17 protein-coding genes are annotated in these 21,281 nt (G+C 70.2%); 5 read left to right on the forward strand and 12 right to left on the reverse strand.

Features of this window, described 5'->3' with window-relative positions; all coding sequences use genetic code 11:
• From nrdI to nrdF, 3 genes are read left to right on the forward strand one after another with little or no spacing between them, the layout of a single operon-like run.
• Window positions 1–447: a class Ib ribonucleoside-diphosphate reductase assembly flavoprotein NrdI gene (gene nrdI, locus ACFVSU_RS17050; protein WP_082497045.1), complete on the forward strand. Its 447-nt coding sequence runs from the start codon at window positions 1–3 to the stop codon at window positions 445–447.
• A 38-nt stretch (window positions 448–485) separates the two neighbouring features.
• A complete protein-coding gene (gene nrdE, locus ACFVSU_RS17055) occupies window positions 486–2,585 on the forward strand; it encodes a class 1b ribonucleoside-diphosphate reductase subunit alpha (RefSeq protein ID WP_387146157.1) in 2,100 nt (699 codons plus the stop codon).
• A gap of 33 nt (window positions 2,586–2,618) precedes the next feature.
• Window positions 2,619–3,593 carry a class 1b ribonucleoside-diphosphate reductase subunit beta gene (nrdF, locus tag ACFVSU_RS17060; protein ID WP_045299980.1) on the forward strand — a complete coding sequence of 325 codons (975 nt, stop codon included), beginning with the start codon at window positions 2,619–2,621 and terminating at the stop codon, window positions 3,591–3,593.
• Between the two features lie 65 nt (window positions 3,594–3,658).
• On the opposite strand, the gene ACFVSU_RS17065 is transcribed toward nrdF, so the two are convergent.
• On the reverse strand, window positions 3,659–4,417 hold the full coding sequence (locus ACFVSU_RS17065; RefSeq protein ID WP_387145580.1) for an SDR family oxidoreductase: 759 nt from the start codon (window positions 4,415–4,417) through the stop codon (window positions 3,659–3,661).
• A 207-nt stretch (window positions 4,418–4,624) separates the two neighbouring features.
• Here ACFVSU_RS17065 and ACFVSU_RS17070 point away from each other — a divergent pair, with 207 nt between their 5' ends.
• Both ACFVSU_RS17070 and ACFVSU_RS17075 read left to right on the forward strand, forming a co-directional pair.
• Window positions 4,625–5,575: an alpha/beta hydrolase gene (locus tag ACFVSU_RS17070; protein ID WP_387145583.1), complete on the forward strand. Its 951-nt coding sequence runs from the start codon at window positions 4,625–4,627 to the stop codon at window positions 5,573–5,575.
• Window positions 5,576–5,608: 33 nt separating this feature from the next.
• The gene (locus ACFVSU_RS17075; protein WP_387145586.1) at window positions 5,609–6,538 is read left to right on the forward strand and encodes an alpha/beta fold hydrolase; all 930 of its coding nucleotides are present in this window, start codon (window positions 5,609–5,611) and stop codon (window positions 6,536–6,538) included.
• Window positions 6,539–6,819: 281 nt separating this feature from the next.
• Here the strand turns inward: ACFVSU_RS17075 and ACFVSU_RS17080 are convergent, their stop codons facing one another.
• From ACFVSU_RS17080 to ACFVSU_RS17130, 11 genes are read right to left on the reverse strand one after another with little or no spacing between them, the layout of a single operon-like run.
• A complete protein-coding gene (locus ACFVSU_RS17080) occupies window positions 6,820–7,209 on the reverse strand; it encodes a hypothetical protein (protein WP_387145589.1) in 390 nt (129 codons plus the stop codon).
• 13 nt (window positions 7,210–7,222) lie between these two features.
• A complete protein-coding gene (locus ACFVSU_RS17085; RefSeq protein WP_387145592.1) occupies window positions 7,223–10,441 on the reverse strand; it encodes a DUF6519 domain-containing protein in 3,219 nt (1,072 codons plus the stop codon).
• A 21-nt stretch (window positions 10,442–10,462) separates the two neighbouring features.
• Window positions 10,463–12,640 carry a hypothetical protein gene (locus ACFVSU_RS17090; RefSeq protein ID WP_387145595.1) on the reverse strand — a complete coding sequence of 726 codons (2,178 nt, stop codon included), beginning with the start codon at window positions 12,638–12,640 and terminating at the stop codon, window positions 10,463–10,465.
• Complete coding sequence (locus ACFVSU_RS17095) at window positions 12,637–15,186, reverse strand: baseplate J/gp47 family protein (protein WP_387145598.1); 2,550 nt, start codon at window positions 15,184–15,186, stop codon at window positions 12,637–12,639. Before ACFVSU_RS17095 ends, ACFVSU_RS17090 begins: the two co-directional genes overlap by 4 nt.
• Window positions 15,183–17,906, reverse strand: a complete 2,724-nt coding sequence (locus ACFVSU_RS17100) for a putative baseplate assembly protein (RefSeq protein ID WP_387145601.1) — start codon at window positions 17,904–17,906, stop codon at window positions 15,183–15,185. The genes ACFVSU_RS17095 and ACFVSU_RS17100 overlap by 4 nt, the downstream gene beginning before the upstream one ends.
• Entirely contained in the window at window positions 17,903–18,277 is a 375-nt protein-coding gene (locus ACFVSU_RS17105) for a GPW/gp25 family protein (protein WP_387145604.1), read from the reverse strand. The genes ACFVSU_RS17100 and ACFVSU_RS17105 overlap by 4 nt, the downstream gene beginning before the upstream one ends.
• Window positions 18,274–18,591 carry a hypothetical protein gene (locus ACFVSU_RS17110; RefSeq protein WP_387145607.1) on the reverse strand — a complete coding sequence of 106 codons (318 nt, stop codon included), beginning with the start codon at window positions 18,589–18,591 and terminating at the stop codon, window positions 18,274–18,276. The genes ACFVSU_RS17105 and ACFVSU_RS17110 overlap by 4 nt, the downstream gene beginning before the upstream one ends.
• Window positions 18,592–18,599: 8 nt before the next feature.
• On the reverse strand, window positions 18,600–19,127 hold the full coding sequence (locus tag ACFVSU_RS17115) for a phage baseplate assembly protein V (RefSeq protein ID WP_045299955.1): 528 nt from the start codon (window positions 19,125–19,127) through the stop codon (window positions 18,600–18,602).
• Window positions 19,124–20,263, reverse strand: a complete 1,140-nt coding sequence (locus ACFVSU_RS17120) for a hypothetical protein (protein WP_387145612.1) — start codon at window positions 20,261–20,263, stop codon at window positions 19,124–19,126. The genes ACFVSU_RS17115 and ACFVSU_RS17120 overlap by 4 nt, the downstream gene beginning before the upstream one ends.
• Window positions 20,256–20,633, reverse strand: a complete 378-nt coding sequence (locus tag ACFVSU_RS17125; protein ID WP_387145615.1) for a hypothetical protein — start codon at window positions 20,631–20,633, stop codon at window positions 20,256–20,258. The genes ACFVSU_RS17120 and ACFVSU_RS17125 overlap by 8 nt, the downstream gene beginning before the upstream one ends.
• Window position 20,634: 1 nt before the next feature.
• On the reverse strand, window positions 20,635–21,279 hold the full coding sequence (locus ACFVSU_RS17130; RefSeq protein ID WP_387145618.1) for a hypothetical protein: 645 nt from the start codon (window positions 21,277–21,279) through the stop codon (window positions 20,635–20,637).
• Window positions 21,280–21,281 lie beyond the last annotated feature (2 nt).

Below are 21,281 nucleotides of genomic sequence, written 5' to 3' on the forward strand. Positions count from 1 at the left end.
ATGTCGGCGGTCGTGACGCAGCGCGTCGCGACGGACGCGCCACTGCTGGTCTACTTCTCGAGCGTGTCGGGCAACACCGCACGCTTCATCGAGAAACTCGGCGCTCGAGCGGTCCGGATCCCACTTCACTCCACGGATCCGGCGCTCGTGGTCGACGAGCCGTACGTCCTCGTGACACCCACCTATGGCGGAGGCCAGGGCAGGGGAGTCGAGAAGGGCGCTGTTCCGAAGCAGGTCATCCGCTTCCTCAACGACGAGCGCAATCGGAGCCTCATCCGCGGAGTCATCTCCGCGGGGAACACCAACTTCGGCGAGCATTTCTGCGTCGCCGGCGACATCATCAGCCGCAAGTGTCACGTGCCGCACTTGTACCGGCTAGAGGTATTCGGCACGCCTGAAGATGTGGAACGCGTGAGCGCGGGATTGGAACGCTGGTGGGAACTCTGACGGAGACCGACTTCAAGACGCAGGCACGCTTCGAGGGCATGGATTACCACGCCCTCAACGCGATGCTCAACCTGTACGACGCGGACGGCAAGATCCAGTTCGACGCCGACAAGCGCGCTGCGCGGGAGTACTTCCTGCAGCACGTGAACCAGAACACGGTGTTCTTCCACTCCCTCAAAGAGCGGCTCGACTACCTGGTCGAGAAGGAGTACTACGAGCCCGCCGTGCTCGAGAGGTACTCGTTCGCGTTCATCCAGCAGCTCAACGACTTCGCGTACGGCAAGAAGTTCCGCTTCGAGACGTTCCTCGGCGCGTTCAAGTACTACACGAGCTACACGCTCAAGACCTTCGACGGCAAGCGCTACCTCGAGCGCTTCGAGGACCGCGTCGTCATGACCGCGCTCGCCCTCGCCGACGGTGACGAGCTGCTGGCCACCAACCTCGTCGACGAGATCCTCTCCGGACGCTTCCAGCCTGCGACGCCGACGTTCCTCAACGCCGGCAAGGCGCAGCGCGGCGAGCTCGTCTCGTGCTTCCTGCTGCGCATCGAAGACAACATGGAGTCGATCTCGCGCGGCATCAACTCGTCGCTGCAGCTGTCCAAGCGCGGCGGCGGCGTGGCGCTGCTGCTGTCGAACATCCGCGAGGCGGGTGCGCCGATCAAGCAGATCGAGAACCAGTCCTCGGGCATCATCCCCGTGATGAAGCTCCTCGAAGACTCCTTCTCGTACGCCAACCAGCTCGGCGCGCGTCAGGGTGCGGGTGCGGTGTACCTCAACGCCCACCACCCCGACATCATGAAGTTCCTCGACACCAAGCGCGAGAACGCCGACGAGAAGATCCGCATCAAGACGCTGTCGCTGGGCGTCGTCGTCCCCGACATCACGTTCGAGCTCGCCAAGAACGGCGAGGACATGTACCTGTTCTCCCCGTACGACGTCGAGCGCGTCTACGGCGTGCCGTTCGGCGACATCTCGGTGAGCGAGAAGTACCGCGAGATGGTCGACGACCCGCGCATCAAGAAGACGAAGATCAACGCGCGCGAGTTCTTCCAGACCCTCGCCGAGATCCAGTTCGAGTCGGGCTACCCGTACATCATGTTCGAGGACACGGTGAACAAGGCCAACCCGATCAAGGGCCGGATCAACATGTCCAACCTGTGCTCCGAGATCCTGCAGGTCAACACGCCCACGACGTACAACGAGGACCTGTCCTACGCCCAGATCGGCAAGGACATCTCGTGCAACCTGGGCTCGCTCAACATCGCCCTGGCGATGGACGGCGGCGACCTCGCGAAGACCGTGGACACCAGCATCCGTGCGCTCACGGCCGTCAGCCAGCAGAGCCACATCGCCTCGGTCCGCTCGATCGAGGACGGCAACGACCGGTCGCACGCGATCGGCCTCGGCCAGATGAACCTGCACGGCTACCTCGCCCGCGAGCACGTCTACTACGGGTCGGAAGAGGGTGTCGACTTCACGAACATCTACTTCTACTCGGTGCTGTTCCACGCGCTGACCGCGTCGAACAAGATCGCGATCGAGCGCGGCGAGACCTTCGACGGGTTCGAGGACTCGACGTACGCATCGGGCGAGTTCTTCGACAAGTACATCGAGCAGGAGTGGGTCCCCGCGACGGCCAAGGTCGCCGAGATGTTCGCCGGCCACCACATCCCCACGCAGGACGACTGGCGCGCGCTCAAGGCGTCGATCCAGCAGCACGGCATCTACAACCAGAACCTGCAGGCGGTGCCGCCGACCGGCTCGATCTCGTACATCAACAACTCAACGTCGTCGATCCACCCGATCGCGGCGAAGATCGAGATCCGCAAGGAAGGCAAGCTCGGCCGCGTCTACTACCCGGCGGCGTTCATGACGAACGACAACCTGGAGTACTACCAGGACGCGTACGAGATCGGCTACGAGAAGGTCATCGACACGTACGCCGCTGCCACGCAGCACGTCGACCAGGGTCTGTCGCTCACGCTGTTCTTCAAGGACACCGCGACCACGCGCGACATCAACAAGGCCCAGATCTACGCCTGGCGCAAGGGCATCAAGACGATCTACTACATCCGCCTCCGCCAGATGGCGCTGGAGGGGACCGACATGAGCGAGTGCGTCAGCTGCACGCTCTGACGGTCTGATCAGGATTCCGAGAGAAGAAGGACGATGAGCGAGAAGCTCCAGCTCCTGGACCATGTCCAGGCCATCAACTGGAACCGCATCCAGGACGACAAGGACCTCGAGGTGTGGAACCGCCTCGTGAACAACTTCTGGCTGCCCGAGAAGGTGCCGCTGTCCAACGACATCCAGTCGTGGAACACGCTCACCCCCGAGGAGCAGACCCTCACGATGCGCGTGTTCACGGGGCTCACGCTCCTCGACACGATCCAGGGGACGGTGGGCGCGGTGTCGCTCATCCCCGACGCCATTACTCCGCACGAGGAGGCCGTCTACACGAACATCGCGTTCATGGAGTCGGTGCACGCCAAATCGTACTCGTCGATCTTCTCGACGCTGTGCTCGACGAAGGAGATCGACGAGGCGTTCCGCTGGTCGGTCGAGAATGAGAACCTTCAGAAGAAGGCTCAGATCGTCATGGAGTACTACCGCGGTGACGAGCCCCTCAAGCGCAAGGTCGCCTCGACCCTGCTCGAGTCGTTCCTCTTCTACTCGGGGTTCTACCTGCCGATGCACTGGTCTTCGCGAGCGAAGCTCACCAACACGGCCGACCTGATCCGCCTCATCATCCGTGACGAGGCCGTGCACGGGTACTACATCGGCTACAAGTTCCAGCGGGGGCTCGAGACGGTCGACCAGGCCAAGCGCGACGAGATCAAGGACTACACGTTCTCGCTGCTCTACGAGCTCTACGACAACGAGGTGCAGTACACGCAGGACCTCTACGACGGCGTCGGCCTCACCGAGGACGTCAAGAAGTTCCTGCACTACAACGCCAACAAGGCCCTCATGAACCTGGGCTACGAGGCGATGTTCCCCTCGACGGTCACGAACGTGAACCCGGCGATCCTGTCGGCCCTGTCGCCGAACGCCGACGAGAACCACGACTTCTTCTCGGGGTCGGGATCGTCGTACGTGATCGGCAAGGCCGAGGCGACGGAAGACGAGGACTGGGACTTCTAGACCCGAACCATCGAAAGCCCGCGGTTTCCGCGGGCTTTCGATGGTTCGCCGCCTCCGTCCCTGCGCTACCGGACCTGATCGGTCGGCCGGATCAGGATGCTGTTCACCGAGACATGATCGGGCTGGCGGAGCGCGTACAGGACGGCCTCGGCGATGTCGGCGGCTTCGAGCGTGCGCATCGACCCCGCGATCTCGGACGCGGCCTGGCGCATCGTCGCATCGGTGATGTGGCTGGTCAGCTCGGTGGCGACGAACCCGGGCTCGATCAGCGTGACCCGCACGCCGCGCGTCGTCACCTCCTGCCGGAGCGACTCGGTGAACGCGCTCACTCCGAACTTCGTCGCCGCGTACACGCCGCTTCCGAGGGACGCGATGCGGCCGGACGTCGAAGAGACCTGAACGATGTGCCCCTTCGTCTCGATGAGATGAGGCAGTGCAGCGTGCACGGCGTACATCGATCCGAGCAGGTTCGTGTCGACCATGCGTTCCCATTCGCGGACGTCGGCCCCGAGGATCATGCCGCTCTGCATGAGGCCGGCGTTGTTGATCAGCGCGTCCAGGCGCCCGAACCTCTCGACGACCTCAGAGATCGCCCGTGCGACGGAGTCGTAGCTCGTCACATCGAGGGGGAGGCTCAGCACCTCTCCCGGGGCGGACTCCTCCAGCGATGTCAGGCGGTCGGTGCGGCGTGCTCCGACGGCCACCCGCAGTCCGGCCTCGGACAGCGCGAGCGCCGTGGCACGCCCGATCCCCGATGACGCGCCGGTGACGAGCGCCACCTTTCCCTGCAGGTCTGGATCTGTCTTCGGGGGGATGCTCGCCATGGTTCGCCTTTCGTGGTCCGTCGCCGGTGTCGTGGTGCGCCTGCAAACACTGACCGTGCAGCGTTCCGATGTGTGACGCCCGCATCCCAGGAACGCTGATCGCCGTGCGGGTGTCACAACTGCGTGCTCTGCCCGGTCCTTGTGTTCAAGCCGGTGAATGCCGGCAGATCCGACGAACCGATCACCACACACAGAGGGGCCTTCGACATGACCGAACACATCCTGCAGCCGGAAGCACGCGCGTTCGCAGAGGCGGCTGCGGTTCCGCCCACGCTCGTCGAACGCGGCGTCGACGGGGCGCGAAAGCTGCTCGACGACGTGCAGTCGGGACCCGTCGACCTTCCCGATGTCGAGGACGAGTGGATCACCGTGCCGGCAGCCGTCGGCGACGTCAGAGTCCGCATCGTCAAGCCGGTCGGCACGACGGGGTCGCTTCCCGTGGTGCTCTACGTCCACGGCGGCGGCTGGGTTCTGGGCAACGCGGGCACCCACGACCGCCTGGTGCGCGACCTGGCCACGGGCGCCCGCGCTGCGATCGTGTTCGTCGAGTACACGCGTTCGCCTGAGGCGCAGCATCCCGTCGCCATCGAACAGGCGTACGCGACCGCCCGGTGGATCATCGACAACGGTGCGGAGAAGGGACTGGATGCTGCGCGCCTGGCCGTCGCGGGAGATTCGGTCGGCGGCAACATGGCCGCGGTGCTCGCGATCCTCGCCCAGAAGCGCGGGGATGTTCGGTTCATCCACCAGTCGCTGTACTACCCGGTCACCGACGCGCGGCAGGACACCGCCAGCTATCGCGAGTTCGCGGAGGGCTTCCACCTGCGTGCCGACGCGATGGCGTGGTTCTGGGACAACTACCTCCCCGACGTGCACAAGCGCAGCGACGTGACGGCGTCACCGCTTCAGGCGCCCGTCGATGAGCTCAAGGGGCTGCCCGAGACGCTGCTGATCGTCGACGAGAACGACGTGCTGCGCGACGAGGGCGAAGCCTACGGTCGCAAGCTCATCGAAGCGGGTGTGCCGACGACGCTCGTGCGCTACGACGCCACCATCCACGACTTCATGATGCTCAACCCGCTGCGCCCGTCGGCCGCGACGACCGCAGCGATCGACCAGGCGGTCCACTCGCTCCGCAAGGCGTTCGCCATCGACTGACCCGCCTGAACCGACCACCTTCAAGGAGTCCTCATGATCGATGCGAACGTGCAGATCCGCCATATCCCCGCCGGTGTCCTCGATGTCGCGTACTACGACCTCGGGCCCGCCGGCGGCGAGCCCGTCGTGCTGCTGCACGGATTCCCGTACGACGTCCACAGCTATGCGGAGGTGGCTCCGCTGCTCGTCGAGGCGGGCTTCCGCGTCCTCGTGCCCTACCTTCGCGGACACGGTCCGACGCGCTTCCTGAGCGCGGACACACCCCGAAGCGGACAGCAAGGGGCGCTCGGAGCCGACGTGCTCGCGTTCCTCGACGCTCTCGGACTCCACGAGCCGATCCTCGCGGGGTACGACTGGGGTGGACGGGCCGCCGCCGTGGTGGCCGCCCTGCACCCAGATCGGATCGGCGGGCTCGTCTCGGTCAACGGCTATCTCATCCAGGACATCGCCTCCGCCGGCGCACCCATCGATCCGGACCGCGAAGCCGGCTTCTGGTACTTCTGGTACTTCGCGACCGACCGCGGCCGGGCGGGCCTGGAGCACAACCGACGCGAGATCGCCCGCGTGATCTGGCGACGCAACTCGCCCGAGTGGGACTTCAGCGAAGGGCAGCTGGTCCGTGCGGCGCGTGCGTTCGACAACCCCGATTACGTCGACGTCGTGATCCACTCCTACCGGCATCGACTCGGCCTCGCCGAGGGCGCCGATGCCTATGCGGACGTCGAGGCGCAGCTCGCCGCGCTTCCGCCGATCAGCGTGCCGACGATCACCCTCGACGGCACCGCGGACGGCAACTTCCCGGCATCCGACGGCAGCCACGATGCCCACCACTTCACGGGTTGGCGCGAGCACCGCAAGGTTCCGCACGCCGGTCATCACCTGCCCGCCGAGGCACCCCGGGCGTTCGCCGATGCGATCCTCGCCGTCGCCGAGACCCCCGGTGACGGTGCGGGAACGCCCTGACCGACACGGACCGGGAGGACGGATGCCGCGGGCCGCGGCATCCGTCCTCCCGTTGCCGTCGAAATCGGCCCGGATCAGCCATTCACTTAAGGCGCGCCGTTGTGCCGGTGAACTCGTTCCGGAAAGCCGCCGGAAACTCGCGTAATAGATTCCCTAGGGCGTTGTCTCTTCAGTGGGGGATAGCGCCGGAGCCCCGGTCCGGCACCCCGGCCGTGGGTCCCGAGCTCGCGGCTACCGGGGGCGCCGGCATTCTCGCGTCGGCCCCCCGGTCAACCCCCGCGTCAAGCGCCCGGGTCACGCAGCGCCTTGAGGGCCGTGAGCCACTCCTTGCTCGCATCGTGCAGCTCGGACCGCGCCTGCTCGGCGGCCGTGTCCTGGCGATCCAGCTCCGCACGGGCTGACTCGATGCTCGTGCCGAGTTCGGGCACGCGTCGCGCCGCCGCCCTGAGCTCACGGGAGCTGAGCAGTCCGCGGGCCGACTCGGCGCGAGCGCGGCGGGCCTCCTCGCCGCGTTCGAGGACTTCGGGCAACGCCGCGACGCCGTCGGTCAGCACGTCGAGCAGGGCGGCCACGGCCGCATCGTCGGCGACGCGATCCTCGCGCGGCGCCTCGTCTGCCTTCGGTCGGCGGCGAGGCTTGGCCGGGGGCTTGGACTTGGAGGTGGGAGTCATGATGCTGCCTCTCTCAGATGCCGATGACGTTGAGGGCGTCCCACGGTGGGGGGACGGGCGCGCCGTTGAGGAACACGATCCCGGTCGAGATGTTGCCGACGACCGACGCCCCCGAGAGGAAGAGGTCGGCCGTGGGCTCTCTGCCGCCCCAGAACCGGTTCTGGGCGACGGCGCCGGTCTCCGCGCGGAGGCGCAGCGCGGTCGTGCCGAACTCCCGGTTGCCGCGGACCTGGTTCGAGGTGACGATCGCATCGCCGCGCAGCCCGATGATCATCGCGGGCGGCGCGTCGCCGGCTCCGCCGGCGACGATGTTCGCGTCGACGGTCACGAGCGGGGCGACGATGCGGGCCGATCCGACCGCCGCCGCAGCGGCGACTCCGAAGACCAACGGGCCGAGTCCGGTCACGATGCCGCCGGCCCTCGTGAGGCCGAAGTCGAGGTCGCGGTCCTCGCCGCTGCCGACGAGCAGCCCGATGAAGCGACCGCCGTCGGGGTCGAAATCGGGGTCCGCGGGGTACCTGCGCGACGCGTTGCCTTCGATCTGAGAGCGGGCGAAGCCACGCACGGCGATGCCGATCTCGCCGCGGCCGCCGTCTACCGGCCCCACGCGCTCCACGGTGTTGCCTGCGACGCGCGACTCCGCGACGGCGACGACGTCGATCCCGATCGATTCGCCGCCCATGCTGCGCGCCGTGCCGACCCCGCGCACGGTGTTCGATTCGACAGAGGCGTGCGCGGCGTTGACGACGCGGATCGCGAAGACCCCCACCGCCTCGTCGGTGTCGCGGGAGCCGATGTCCATCAGGGTGTTCCCCGAGACCGTGGCGATCTCGACCGCAGCCTTCTCGTCGATGACGATGCCGTGCTGGGCGAGCTCCACGCGGTTGCGGGTGACCTCGAGCGTCTGCACCGACGCGTAGTCGACGATGCCGTGGCCGCCCACGCCGCGGACGCGATTGCCGTCGATGCGCACCACGTCGCGCACGAGCTCGCCCGCTGGTGTCGGCACGATGGCGATGCCGTCGGTGCGAGCCGGCTGGTCGGAGCGCGGCGCGCCGATCTGGTTGCCGGTGATCGCGAATCCGCCCTCCGAGACCGAGATCCCGGTGCCGCCGACGATCACCGTGTTGTCCTCGATCGCGAAGGAGCTGCCGGGGATGACCGTGCCGGGATAGACGAAGCCGGTCGCGACGATGCCGCCCTCGCGCGCCCGGATGACGGTGTTGTCGGCGACGCGGTTGGCGAGCAGGAACGCGGTGGTGCCGTCGAGCCGCATCCCGAAGTCGCGGCCGATGACGATGTTGTCGCTTGCCTCGAACTCGGCGACGAGCAGCACACGGCGCCGATCCTCCGCGCCGGCGCCCGCATGGCCGATCCCGGTCGGGCCGGCGACGATGTTGTCGCGCAGGGTGGTGAGCAGCGCGGTCCCGGCGAGCCCGATGGCGGATCGCGACGGGCCCTCCTGTGCGAGGACCAGGGCGGTGACGCGCTCCACCCTTGCCGCGACCGTCGTGTCGAGCACCACGGCGGAGTCGTTCGCGGCGAGGACCGCGAGATCCTCGATCGTGACGAACCTGCTCTTGGTGACGACGAACCCGTCCGAGGCCGACGCCACGACGATGGATCCGGCGCCCTGTCCGCGGATGCGCAGCGATGTCGCACCGTCGACGCGCACCGGCTCACGGAGCGGGTACAGCCCGATCGCGAGGCATACGGTGCCGCCGCCGGCGGCCTTGACCTTGTCGACGGCGTCCTGGATCGTGAGCTCGCCGCTGACGTGCGACACCGGCGTCACGCAGACGGTGCACTCGCAGCCGCACTCGTCGCAGTCGCCTTCACCGGGCGTCGGCCACTTCGGCCGGCAGTCGGTGACACCCCCTGAGGTGAGGATGCCGAGCCGGACGTAGTGGTGATGCATGCCCAGCGGCGGCGCCGCATCGAGCAGCGGGTCCGCACCCGAGACGTCGCCCGAGGCATCCGCCGCTCGTGCGGGCACGATCCAGTGGTCGCCGGTGCGGAACGCTCCGCCGGCGGAGGAGAACCCGACGACGAGCCCGTGCTCGAGCACGATCCGATCGGCCGCCGTCGCCGGAACCGGGATCGCGCCGGTCGCGGCCGCTTGGTCGAGGTCGACGACCGTACCGCCCGCGGTGTTCTTGACGACGCCCACCTGATCCCAGCGGCGCACGCGGAGGTGGCGCTCGGCCGCCTCGTCGATCGTCAGCTGGAGGTCGGCGGGAAGGGCCGCCCCGGCGAAGGCGATCGTCCCCTCGGCGTCGTCGACCTCGATGCGGCGCAGCTCGCCGGGCTCGCCGCGCAGCTCGCGGCGGTCGTCGATGACCTCGACCCAGTCGCCGTCGTGGAAGCCCAGCACGTCGTCTCGGCCCAACGACGCGGGGCGCACCGCGGCGCCGGCGTCCAGGACCTCGACGACGGGGCTCGCCACGGACCCGTTGTCGCGCGACCACTTGAACGACGCGGTTCCCGGTTCACCGGGGTCGTGGATCTCGACCCGGTACGTCTGGTGCTCGAGCCCGCGGTACCCGCCGGTCGGCGGCAGTTCGCACGGGTCGTCGTCGACGACCGAGATCGTCTCCACGGTGAGCCGTGCGCCGGAGGCCGCGGTCGACGCGGTCCACCCCTCGATGTCGTCGTCGGGGGTCCCGCACGTCGTGCCCGCGGGGACGGCGAAGTGCTTCACCTGCCACACCGTCTGCGTGCGCGCCGTCGTGTCGACGCCGATCGCCGGCTCGATCAGGCCCGGCTCCTCGAGGTGGGTGACCTCGCGCGGCCACACGTCGAGGTACACGAGGTGGGTGCCGTCGGCGGGGAGATCCGGTGGGTCGGGCAGGTACGGCTGCGCCGAATAGGTCACGGTGTCGGGCCCCACCGATTCGGCGAGGATCGGGTCGAACGTGTCGTCGGGTTCGGCGCCGTGGTTCTCGGCGACGAGGCCGTCGACGTACAGCCGCCCTCGGCCGATCGCGAGATCCCCGCCCGCGAGCGCCAGCCTGAAGGCGTCGGGCGTCACCTTCGACACCGCGGCCGTGCCCTGGATGCCGGCCTGCGGCCCGGGTCCGTCCAGGTCGGCGACGTTCGCGCGCAGCCGCCGCTCGAGGATGGCGACGAGTTCGTTCCAGTCGCCGTCGAGCAGCAGGCGCCCTTGCTGGAGCACGACGCCGGAGTGATCCTTGCGTGCGTCGAACGGCACGCTGCTCAGGTCAGCACCCATCAGTTCGTCCCCTTCCCGGATTCATGTCGCGAAGATGCGGTCGGCCGCGAGGCCGAATCGCAGGTACTCGTCGAGGCGGACGCGCAGGTTCGCCTCGCGCTGCGGCGCGTAGAGGCGGTGCGTCGCCCCCATCTCGCCCTCGTCGTCGGCGCCGCGACGGATGCGGTCGGGCGTTCCCTCGTGCAGCCGCAGGTAGTCGTGGTCGCCGTACCGCATCGAGCCGAAGCGCGGGCGAGAGGCCCGCTGCACCGCGAGGGGGTCGTCGGGTCGGGGCGCGCAGTGGAAACGACGGCCCGTGCGAGACCCGTCCGGCAGGAACGAATACCGCACGCACCCTTGCTGCTTGCGCTCGGCATGCACGGGGTGCGGCCGAGGGTCGCCCTCGGCCACTGCCGCGAGGAGCAGCGAATTCGAGGCATCCAACCGGATGCAACGGATGCTGCCGACGACCGTGGACGCGATGATGTCGAGGTCTCCGGCGGCCGCGGTGCCGTCGCCCGTCTCCCAGTCGGCGACGGACGTCACGGTGCGCGGCGACGCGCCGTCGCGGCCCGCGATGGCCACGCCGGTCCGCGACGAGGCGTCGACGACGGAGTCGACGATCTCGATCGTCGCGCCTTCGACAGCGATGATCGGGCCGACGACGCTGCGTTCGATCCGCACACACGCGAACGGGTCGAGCACGATCAGGCTCGCCCGGGTGGGCGAGGCCGGCGCCCCGGTGGTCGTTCGCGTGATGCCCGGCACGAGCGTCGTGTCGCGGATGACGAGGGTGCGGCGCTCGCGGTCGGGCGGGTCGATCTCGTCGAGCACGACAGGGGCGCCCGAGACGAGCAGGCCGTCGAGCACCACCGTGCTCTTCGCCGCCATGTCGAGCTTCATCGGCGACGAGAGCTCCAGAGAGGGTCGCGCGCCCGCGTCGGCGGCCAGGCACACCGACGTGTCGTCGCCGGCCGTCGGATCGGGCGCGAGCGCGGTGATGGTGACACTCTGCGCGTAGCGGTCGGAGTCGACGACGAGCACGGTGCCCGCCTCTTGGGAGAGGTCGAGCTCCGCCTGAAGGGATGCGCCGGCCGACACGGTGCGGCGGGGGAAGGGGAGCGGATCGTCGCCGCGGCGGCGACTGCCCGCGCCGACGGGCACCGCCATTCCGATCGAGAAGGTCGCGAGCACCCGTTCTCCGGCGGCGAGGGCGTCCCCGAACCAGACGCGGCCGAGTGAGGGGTCGATGTGCACGTCGCCCGCGGTGGGCTCGTGCGCCCACGCCCCGCCGCCGCCGGGCACATCGGAGAGGTCGGCGAACCTGACCACGGCGAGCGGGATGGCCACAGGTTCGCCGCCACCCGTCTGCCGCTCGAGCAGGATCGACCGGCGCGCGCGCGACATCGTCGGACCGTAGACCGCGGGCGCGTGGTCGGCGGCCCATCGTACGGTGAGAGGCTGCGGCACGTCGGGCGGCTCCGCGAGGTGCGCGATGTCGGTCTCGATCCGCGGCTGGCTGAACAGCCGCACATCGGCGCCGAGCGGGTCGAACCGGAACCTGCGGCCATCGGCGGAAGGGTCGGGGGTGAGCGGCGAACGCTCGACGAGCACCGGCTGCGTGCGCCAGAGGAAGATCGGCACCTTCACGATGCCGTAGCGCCCTCGGCGCTCCCGCCAGGTCGAATCGAGCGGACGGACGTGCGCCGTGTGCGCGAGGTCGTCGAACGCCGCGCCCTGCTGCACGACGTGGTGGAGGGCTTCGTGGTCGCGCAGACCCGCGCTCGCCACCGCGTGCGGACGGGTGTGGTTCAGGTACTGCGTCGTCGCGACGCGCTCGAACGACTCGTACACGCGGGCGGGCCACCCCGTGACATCGCGGGCGAGCTGCTCGATCACCGCGGCGGTCCCTTTGCGACGGCGGTACGCCAACGTGTTCGCGACCTCGGCGCGCGGCGAGACCACCTCGGGCACGACGCCATGGATCGGCCGGTACCCGACGACGCCCCCGACGTACGGCGTCGCCCACGGCGCGGCCGTCTCGACGAACTGGTCGTCGTACAGCTGCGCCAGCTCTTCCGCGAGCACCTCGAGCTGATCGCCGAAGACGTCGAGCAGCTCGGCGAGCACGCCTCCGGCCTCGCCGTCGCGCAGGCGATAGACCGCCGGCAGCAGCTGCCAGAGGTGCGCGGCGGCCGTTCCGGCCTCGGGCTCGGTCATGGCATCTCCTGGAGGGGCGGGAACGGGTCGGGCGAGAGCGCCAGCAGCTCGGCGCCGAGCGGTTCAGGCACCGCGGGAGCAGCGGATGCCGCGACCAGGCGCGGGGCGAGACCCGGTCCGGTGCCGCGGTGGAACTGGTCGAGATCGATTCCGACGACACCGACGACGGATGCGGCGACCGCGACGAGCTCGGAGGCATGGACCGGATCGCCCAGCTCGCGGGCGGCCGCGCCGAACGTGTCGCGCAGGGCACGCTCGAGCGACACGAGCACCTTTCCGCGTTCGCGATCCGGGTCGGTGTCGACCTTGAGCGCGATCCGGAAGTCCACGGGCCGGACGGGCACGACCGCGACCCTCACGAGCGGATCGCCCCAGCGCCGGAGCTCGCGCTCGAGCCGCTCGACGATCTGGGCGGGCGGCGCCGCGCCCGCAGCATCCGTCACGGTGACGACGATGAGCGGTCCGCCGTTCGCGGGCAGGACGTCCGCCCGGGCCTTGCCGATGCCGGCGAACGCGAGCGAGAAGTCGGCGTAGTCGAGGAGCGACACCGTGCGGCCGAGGGTGCGCACGGGGATCGGGATGGCCCGCCGTGCGTCGGCTTCGGTCTCAGGGTCCACTCCGCCGACGGCGGGCGCGGGGTTCGTCACGCCCTTGAGTCCGAGCGGCCGGTCGAGGGCGATGCCCAGCTGGTCCTTGCGGACGTTGCCCGCCGCCCCGACGCCCTTGCGATGGCGGGCCCGCACGTTCGTCGATCCCGACGACGGCCGCGCGCCGTGGACGCCGTCGCCGAACACGACGCTGATGCCGCCGTCCGGGTCGTCCCGGGTCTCGTACACGCGATCGGTCGCGCCGGCGGTGGCCGTCGTCGGAACCTCCGTCCAGCGCACGTCGTCGACGCGTACCTCGAGGGTCGAGGCGGTGCCTCGCGGTGTCTCGGCACGGACGAACGTGAGGGGGGACTGCTGCAGGCGGTACGCGGCGAACGGCACGCGGGCGTCGCCCGAGCCGAGCAGCTGCGTCACGGTCTCGCCGTGCGTCGCGCGCGCGGCGTTGCCGAAGACGACGGCGGAGGAGCGGGTCGGGGAGATCGTCGGCGCGGCGGCCAGGGTCAGGAGCGTGCGGCCGCCCGCGACGGAGTCGGCGGATGCCACCACGACAGGCTCGCTGAGCGCCGCGCCCGCAGCATCCGTCCCCGACAGGATCACGGTGCGTCCCGTGACCATCCCGGTCGCGTCCCCTTCGACGAGGAGCGTCGTGCCCGAGATCGCAGCGGAATCGGGGACCTCGGCCAGCGCGAGCGGCTCCGGGACCGCGAGCACGGTCACATCGCGCGGGGAGAGGGCGACCCCGATGGCCGGACCTGTCAGACCGAGCGCCGTCGTGCGGCCCGAGACGCCCCAGATCGCGAGCGACGCCTCCCGCACGGTCGCGACGCGGAACCGGCCGTTGGTCGCCGCCGCATCGAGCACGAGCCACGACCCGATCGGGATCTCGGGGTGGGCGCCGTCGAGGAACGTGGAGGTCGTGTCGCCGGACGACGTGGTCGCGAGGAAGCCGCTGTCGGTGTCGGGATTGAGGTACGTCGGCGGGTCGGCCTCGGGGTCGGCGAGCACCCACACGGGGGCGTTGTGGGCGAAGACGGCGAACCGTCGGCGGAACACGAACACCCGCGGGTCGGTGATCGGCATCGAGGGCGGCATGGTGGACGCGACGCCGCCGGTCCACGTGACGTGCGTCACGCCGGCCTTCTCGACCACGTCGACGGAGTCGAGGGTGCGCAGGTCCCACTCTGTGCCGAGTTCCGGCCCCGTGAACAGGAGCGCGTCGCCGCGAGCGAGCCCGAGCGTGGTTCCTTCGAACCACGCCTCGGTCGGCGCGGCGACCTGGGGGAAGGGGACAGTCGGCACGACGGGCAGGGCGTTCCACTCGGGGCGCGCCTCGATCTCTTCGACGGTCTCGAACGTCTGCGGCTGCTCGTCCGGCCCCGGCACGCTCTGCACCCGCAGCCCGACGGGCAGCGTGAGTGCGGTGGGCGCCGCCGGTGGCGCGATCCCGGGATCCTTCATCGACTCCGGAAGGGGTGCCGGCGGCTTCTCGAGCGAGAACGCGAGAGCGGTCTCGGCGGCCGCACCGCGACCGAGCCGGTACGCGACGAGGGCGCCGAGCTCCTGCAGCGACGTGCGTTCGGTCGCGGTGCCGAGATACGCCTCGTTCGCGAGGCGCTCCGTGTAGAACGTCAGGATGTCGGCGGTCACGGCGAATGCGTCGAGGAGCGCGATGGTGGCGTCGTCGGCGTCGCGGGTGCGGAGCCCTCGCAGTGCCGGCCGCGCCTCGTGGGGCTGCGGCGGGTCGATGGCGGGAGGGATCGCCTGCGTCGGCGGACTGGTGTCGCGGGAGAGCCCCGCGATCATCGCGGAGAGGAAGTCGCCGTGCGTGCCCGAGCGGTACCGGATGGACCCGAGGCCGGGACGATTGGCGACCGGCAGCGGCGGTGCGGCGGCCGCGCGGCACGCGGCGCAGCCGCAGGCGGAGCGGTGGGCGCTCATGATCCGCCTCCGTAGGTCAGCGCGAGCACGCCGCGTTCGGGGAAGTCGGGATCGTCGTCGAGCCTCGCGATCTCGAGGCGCCCCATCGGGAGGACGCCCGAATCGATGCCGCTCGACCAGGGCTCGTGCTGCCGCTGGAAGCTCAGGACCTCCACGGACGCCACTCCGGGCACCGCATGGGCGGCCGCGAGGATCGTCGAGAGGTAGACGGGACTGCCGAACGTGAAGCGGTCGGGGTGGAACAGCCCCAGCCGCCCGTCGGGCAGAACCGCGTCCGACAGCGCCGCCCGCAGCTCGCGGGCGACCGAGGAACGGTGGTGGCCGTGCTCGACGCACACGAACAGCGAGACGTCGAGAGGCACGAACGCCGGCCCGTCGACCTCGAGGTCGTACCCGGCCATGCGATAGCGCTCGAGCTGCGCGCGCAGCGCCGCCTCGAACCCGGCGTCGACGCCGCGTCCGCCTCGGCGATCCGCCGTGACGAACACCGTGTGCCACGACCCGGTCCAGCGGAAGGTCGCCTCGGCCTTCTCGACCCCGGGATGCAGCTGCGCCTTGGCCGCGTAGTCCGAGGTCGTCACCGCCCGCTCCTGGATCGACAGCGTCGCCGGGGCGTCGCGCCGGATCTCGTCCCCGGTCTCGGCGTCGACGCCGCCGAACGCCGCCAGCGGGTTCACGACGCCGACGAGATCCGTCTCATCGCCCACGAGATACGCGAGGCTCTCGCGCCCGATGTTGCCGGCGACGCCGTTGCCGACGCGGTAGGTCGCACGGAACGCGGTGCCCTCCGGCGGCCGGGCGCCGTGCTCGTCGTCGCCGAACCGCAGCAGCACCGTCCCGTCGTGCTCCTGCTCGACCACGAACGCGCGGTGCTCGCCGTCGCTCGCGATGAGGTCGGGTCTCGGGTGCCAGTCATGTTCGGCACCGCCGGGCTCGTCGCCCGTGAGTGTCACGGCCGGCGCCGCGGAGCGGAGATCGCCGGAGCGGACCGCGGCGGCCGACTCCCACTCCTCGAGCACTTCGAGCGTGTTGTCGGTGACGTTCTCCCGCAGGAGCCAGGCGCGTCCGCCGAAGCTCAGGGAATGCAGCATCCCCGATCCCCGCACGACGGCCTCGTCGCCGATCTGCGCGATGCCCGCGGCGGCGAAGAGCGCCTGCAGTTCGTCCTTCGACGCGGTGCCCTGCAGCTCGGCCTGCAGCGCCGCGGTGAACGGGGCTGTCGCCAGCACCTCGCGATCACGGACCACCGTGCGCGTGAGCGGCGACTGCGTCAGCGAAGGGCGGTACCGGGCGGGAACGCGCTCGCCTTCGTCGTCGCAGTCGGAGGCGGCCCGCACGAGTCGCGAGAGCGGCACGGCCCCGAGCGGCTCGCCGTCGCCGGACTCACCGGCGACGGTCGCCCCGTGGTCTGCGAGCACGATGTTGCCCCACGCGGCCGCGGTCTCGATCCCGTCCACGGCGAGGCACAGCGCTGCGGGAAGGGCGTCCTCCTCGTGCCAGCGGATCTCGGTGACGTCCTCCTCGCCGCCGTCGAAGAGGGTGCCGGAGGGGTCCTTCGACGCCCGCACCTCGACCAGTCGTACGGCGAAACGGCGGCCGGGGTCGGCATCCGCCGCGACACGCGTGGAAGGCGAGACGGTCTCGGCGAGCACGAGCACCTCGCCCGCGCGCAGCGTGGGGTGATCGCCGCGAAGAGTCGCCGATGTCGTCCCCGGCTTCAGGGTCTCGTCGAGGCGTCCCCAGGTCCAGAAGCGCAGCTCGGCGAGGTCGTGGTCGAGGAGTGCGCCGTGCACGGTCTGGAACTCGACAGGCTGCGCGTCGATGACCCGCTCGTAGTCGCGCGTGTCCTCGTCGAGGCGCTGGTCGTCGACTCCGGGAACGCGGGTGAGCAGCCGCGTGCCCGCCGCGAGGGGGACGTCGACGGCGCCCTCGCCGACGAGGACCCGCGCCCATACCCGGGCGCTCGCACCGTCGTGCACGCGGTAGTCCACGAGGCGCGCGTGGCGGCGCAGCGAGACGCGACTGCGGGCGGTGCCGAGGTAGGCCTCGGTCGCCACGGCGTCCTGCCGGTACGACAGCTCGTCGGCGGCGTAGGCGAGCAGCTCCACGAGCATGACGCCGACGTCGGCCGACGACCTCTCGGTCCATCCCGGGGCGAGCAGGGCCATCCGCTCGAGCATGACCCGGCGGAAGCCCTGATAGTCCTTCGCGAGGTAGTCGATCGGCGGCGGGTGGTGCACGCCCGCCGGGCAGGTGCACGGCTGAAGGCAGTCGAGGTCGCTCGGGCACTCCACCTTGAACGAGAACGGCACTGCGGCGAGCAGCGGGTCGAAGCCCGTCGGCGGGTCGGTCGTTCCGGGCGTGCGCACGCGGAGCGTGTAGAGGGAGAAGTCGCCCCACCGCGCCGTGCGTACGACGAGCAGCGTCGCCGGGTCGTCGTACCCATCGATGAGGTCGAGCTCGGCGCCGGTGAGGTCGGTGCCGGCCTTCGCCCACTCCACCGCGATGGGGCGGATGCGCTCACCGCCCTCGAGTGCGATCCACGTGCGGTCGAGACCCGCCGGCACCGGCAGCAGCAGGCGGACGACGAGCGTCCGCTGGCGCAGAGCCGCCACGGATTCCTCATGGTCGCGCACCTCGAGGAACTCGATGCCGTTGAGCAGCCCCGCGAGCTTCACCGCCATGAGGCGGCGCTGATCGCCGCACGTGTAGCAGGTCATGGCGACACCCCCGGTGGGGTGCGGAAGGTCTGCACCTCGTGCGATCCGGTCGCCCGCACGACGTACGCGATCGTGGCGACGAAGGCTGCGTCGTGGGCTTCGACCTCGACCGACTCGATCGCGATGACGTTCGCGAGCTCGCGCTCGAGCGACGCCTGGATCAGGAACTGGGATGCTGCGGCCGCTTCCGGTCCGCCGGGTGCGAAGACCTGCGCGAGCAGGCCCGCGCCGAACTCGGGTCGCATGACGCGCTCGCCAGGGGACGTGAGCAGCACCTGCTCGATGAGGTCGCGCACGTGCTCGTCGCGCCCGGTGGTCGCCGTGCGCCCGGTGCCGTCGACGGCCCACGGGAAGTCGAGGGTGCCGCTCATGACGCCACCACCCTCGGCTGCACGGCGCCCGGAATCAGCGGCGCGCCGGTCGCGATGCTGAGGGACGACCCGGTCGCGATCGCGACGGGGACACCGCCCGCCAGAACCCGGACGGCTCCGGCGACCCATTGCCCGCTGACGTCGAACGGCCCCGACGACGTCGAGAGGGAGCATCCCGCGATCGCGTACTGCGTCGCCAGCGTGACGACGGGCGCGCCCGCCACCAGCACCCGCGGGAAGGGTGACACGGCCGTCGCCACCCCGCCGTGCGAGCACAGCACGGATGAGGCCTGAGTGAGCACGGGTCCCGGCATCCTTCCTCCTACGTCACCGTGAGGGCGCCCGCGTTGATGCTGACGGTCGGACCGACCATCGAGATCACGGCGCCCTTGCCGTTGCTGATCGTGATGCCGACGTCGCTGACCGAGATCATCGCGCCGGTCGTGGTCTTGATGAGGATGCCGCCGGTGGGCCCCGGTGTGTCGCTGATGGTGATCGAGTTGCTCAGCAGCGTCTGGAAGGTGAGACCCGACACCCCGGGCGGCACGATGCGGGCGGCTGCCGGCACATCGGCGGGGGAGTAGAACCCGCCGACCCACACCGGATAGTCGGGATCACCGCCCTCGAACTCCACCCACACGCCCGCCCCGATGGCCGGGACGGTGAAGACGCCGGTCTGGGTGCCGGTGACCGGCAGGCACGGCATGGCCCACGAGCTCGGCGGGATGCCGATCGACGGGACGAGCACCTGGATGCGCCCCATCTGCATCGGATCGATGTTGTTGACGCAGGTTCCCCGGTATTTGCCGAAGAGCTTCTTGGTGGCGACGGCGGTCTCTGTGTCGCTCATACGGGCACCTCCGGGACGGTGGACAGAAGGGCGTTGCGGGCGAGGGTGAACGACTGCGTGTAGCTGCCGCGCGCGATCTTGTGGGTGACGCTGCTCACGTAGTACAGCCCGTTGAACGCGTCGCCGGCCCCGCGCACCCCGACGAGCCCGCGCGATCGGAGCACGCGGCCGTAGCGGGCGACATCGAGCTGACCGGTGCCGGTGACCATGTCGTCGTGCTGCCCCGCGTACGCGATGCCCTTCATGATCGCGGCCGGCGCGCTGAGCTTCGCCGTGCCGGGGAGGAACGTGAGCTTCGGCGGCAGCGGCGGCACGAGCCCCAGCATGGGTCGCAGCGGATTGATGTCGGGGATGGGGATCGGGATCGGCGCCTTGCTCCACGGCTCGTGCACCGTGACGACGGGCAGCTCCTTCGCCTCCTTGTTGAGCGTGAAGTTCAGCGCGCTGACGTTGTCGTGCGGGCCGTCGAGCCCGCCGTCGAGCGCGCGCTGCGGGATGCCGAGACGCACCTCCGGGCCCCAGTACGCCTTGCTCATGCCCGGGACCGGACCGGGGTCGATGTAGAAGACGTACCCCGCCTCGTGCGCGAGGTTCTTGAGGTACGCGTAGTCGCTGCCCTGGTGGCGGGGGATCTTCTCGGTGGGGATCGGCGGGTCCTCGACGAGCGCCGGGATGACCAGGGGGGCGACGCCGAGCGCCGCATACTTGGCAAGGACGGCGAGCGCGCGCACCGCGACCGGCATCGCGGGGTAGGGGATGCCGTCGAGCTCGAAGATGTCCATGACGGCGGTGAGGTCCTTGCCCTTGACGTGAAGGGTCGCGGTCGTCCCGTCGGTCTTGAACTCGTGGTCGGTCATCACGCCGTCGGCGAGGACCTCCGTCGTCCCGCCGATCGTCACGGCGAGGACGATGCGGAAGAGCGGGATCGAGACGCCGCCCGTGAGGAGGAACAGCGTCGAGAGGGGCGACTTCTTGGGCACGTCGAAGACGAGCTCGAACCCGCTCTGGGTATCGCCCGAGCCGTTCTCGATCGTCACTTCGCGGAGCGCCTCGACGAGCGCCTGCGGCGCCGGCACGGCGATCGCGGGTCCCGCGTACAGGTGCAGCCGAACGGGCTGCGGGGGCAGGTCAGCCATCCGCAGCCCCCCTCATGTCGACAGGCAGGGTGATGCGCACGACGTGCCCGGGAGGGCCGGCCATGCCGGCGGGGTCGATGACGCCGTTGGCGTCCGCGAGGCGCCACCACAGCTCGGGGTCGCCGTAGTGCCGTGCCGCGAGGAGGTCGCGCCGGTCGCCCTCGACGCACCGCACTTCGTACAGGGTGCTGAAGCGCTCGGGCTTCGGTACCAGCCGCCGCCGGAGGAACGCGACGGGCACGGGGTCGACGCCGGGCTCCGCCGGCGGCACGTGATGGGCGATGCCGACCTCGGCGTAGCGGCTCGTCGGCGGCAGCGCGTTCTGCGGCACGACGCCGGCGGAGAGCAGCTGCTGGAGCGGATCGACCATGTCAGAGCTCCCTCACGCCCAGCGTGGACAGTGGCGCCGAACCGGCCTTCTTGGCGAGCGCCTCGCGCGAGCGCAGATGCGCCATGAAGAGCTGGCCGCCGCGGTGCTCGAACCCGAGGTCGTCGACGGTGAGCACCCTCATCCCCAACGACACCGTCGCCCGGATCGGGTTGAGCTGGGCGTCGAATGCGTCCTCGGTGATGGAGAGGTCGGTGATGCGCACCGGCACCACGCGGTTCGGTCCCCACACGAAGAGCAGCAGGGGCGTCTCGATGGCGAGCACCTCGAGCGCGCCGCCGCGGGCGATCGAGTCGTTGCCCTGCAGCGCGTCGCTCGTGGGCTGGACGAGCAGCTCGAGCGCGGCCAGCTCGGGATGGATGCCGACCTCGGCCGCCGTCCGGTTCTGATCCGGGTGTTCGAGCCGATCGGTCGCGTCGATCTCGGCCTCGACCTTGATCGTCTCGGCGGCAGCGCCCTTGATGCGCAGCGCCTGGGACTTGTCGCCCCCGGACTCACCCGCCGCCTGCACCTGCATCGTGCGGCTGAGCGAGTCGGGGTTGTACTGCAGAGCGATGGTACGGAGCGTCCGCCCGCTCTTGACGTCGACCTGGACGAGGCCGCCTTTGATGAGCCGGGGTGATGTCATGG

This window comes from Microbacterium sp. NPDC058062 (assembly GCF_042885375.1).
In the GTDB taxonomy this organism is placed as follows: Bacteria; Actinomycetota; Actinomycetes; order Actinomycetales; family Microbacteriaceae; genus Microbacterium; species Microbacterium trichothecenolyticum_C.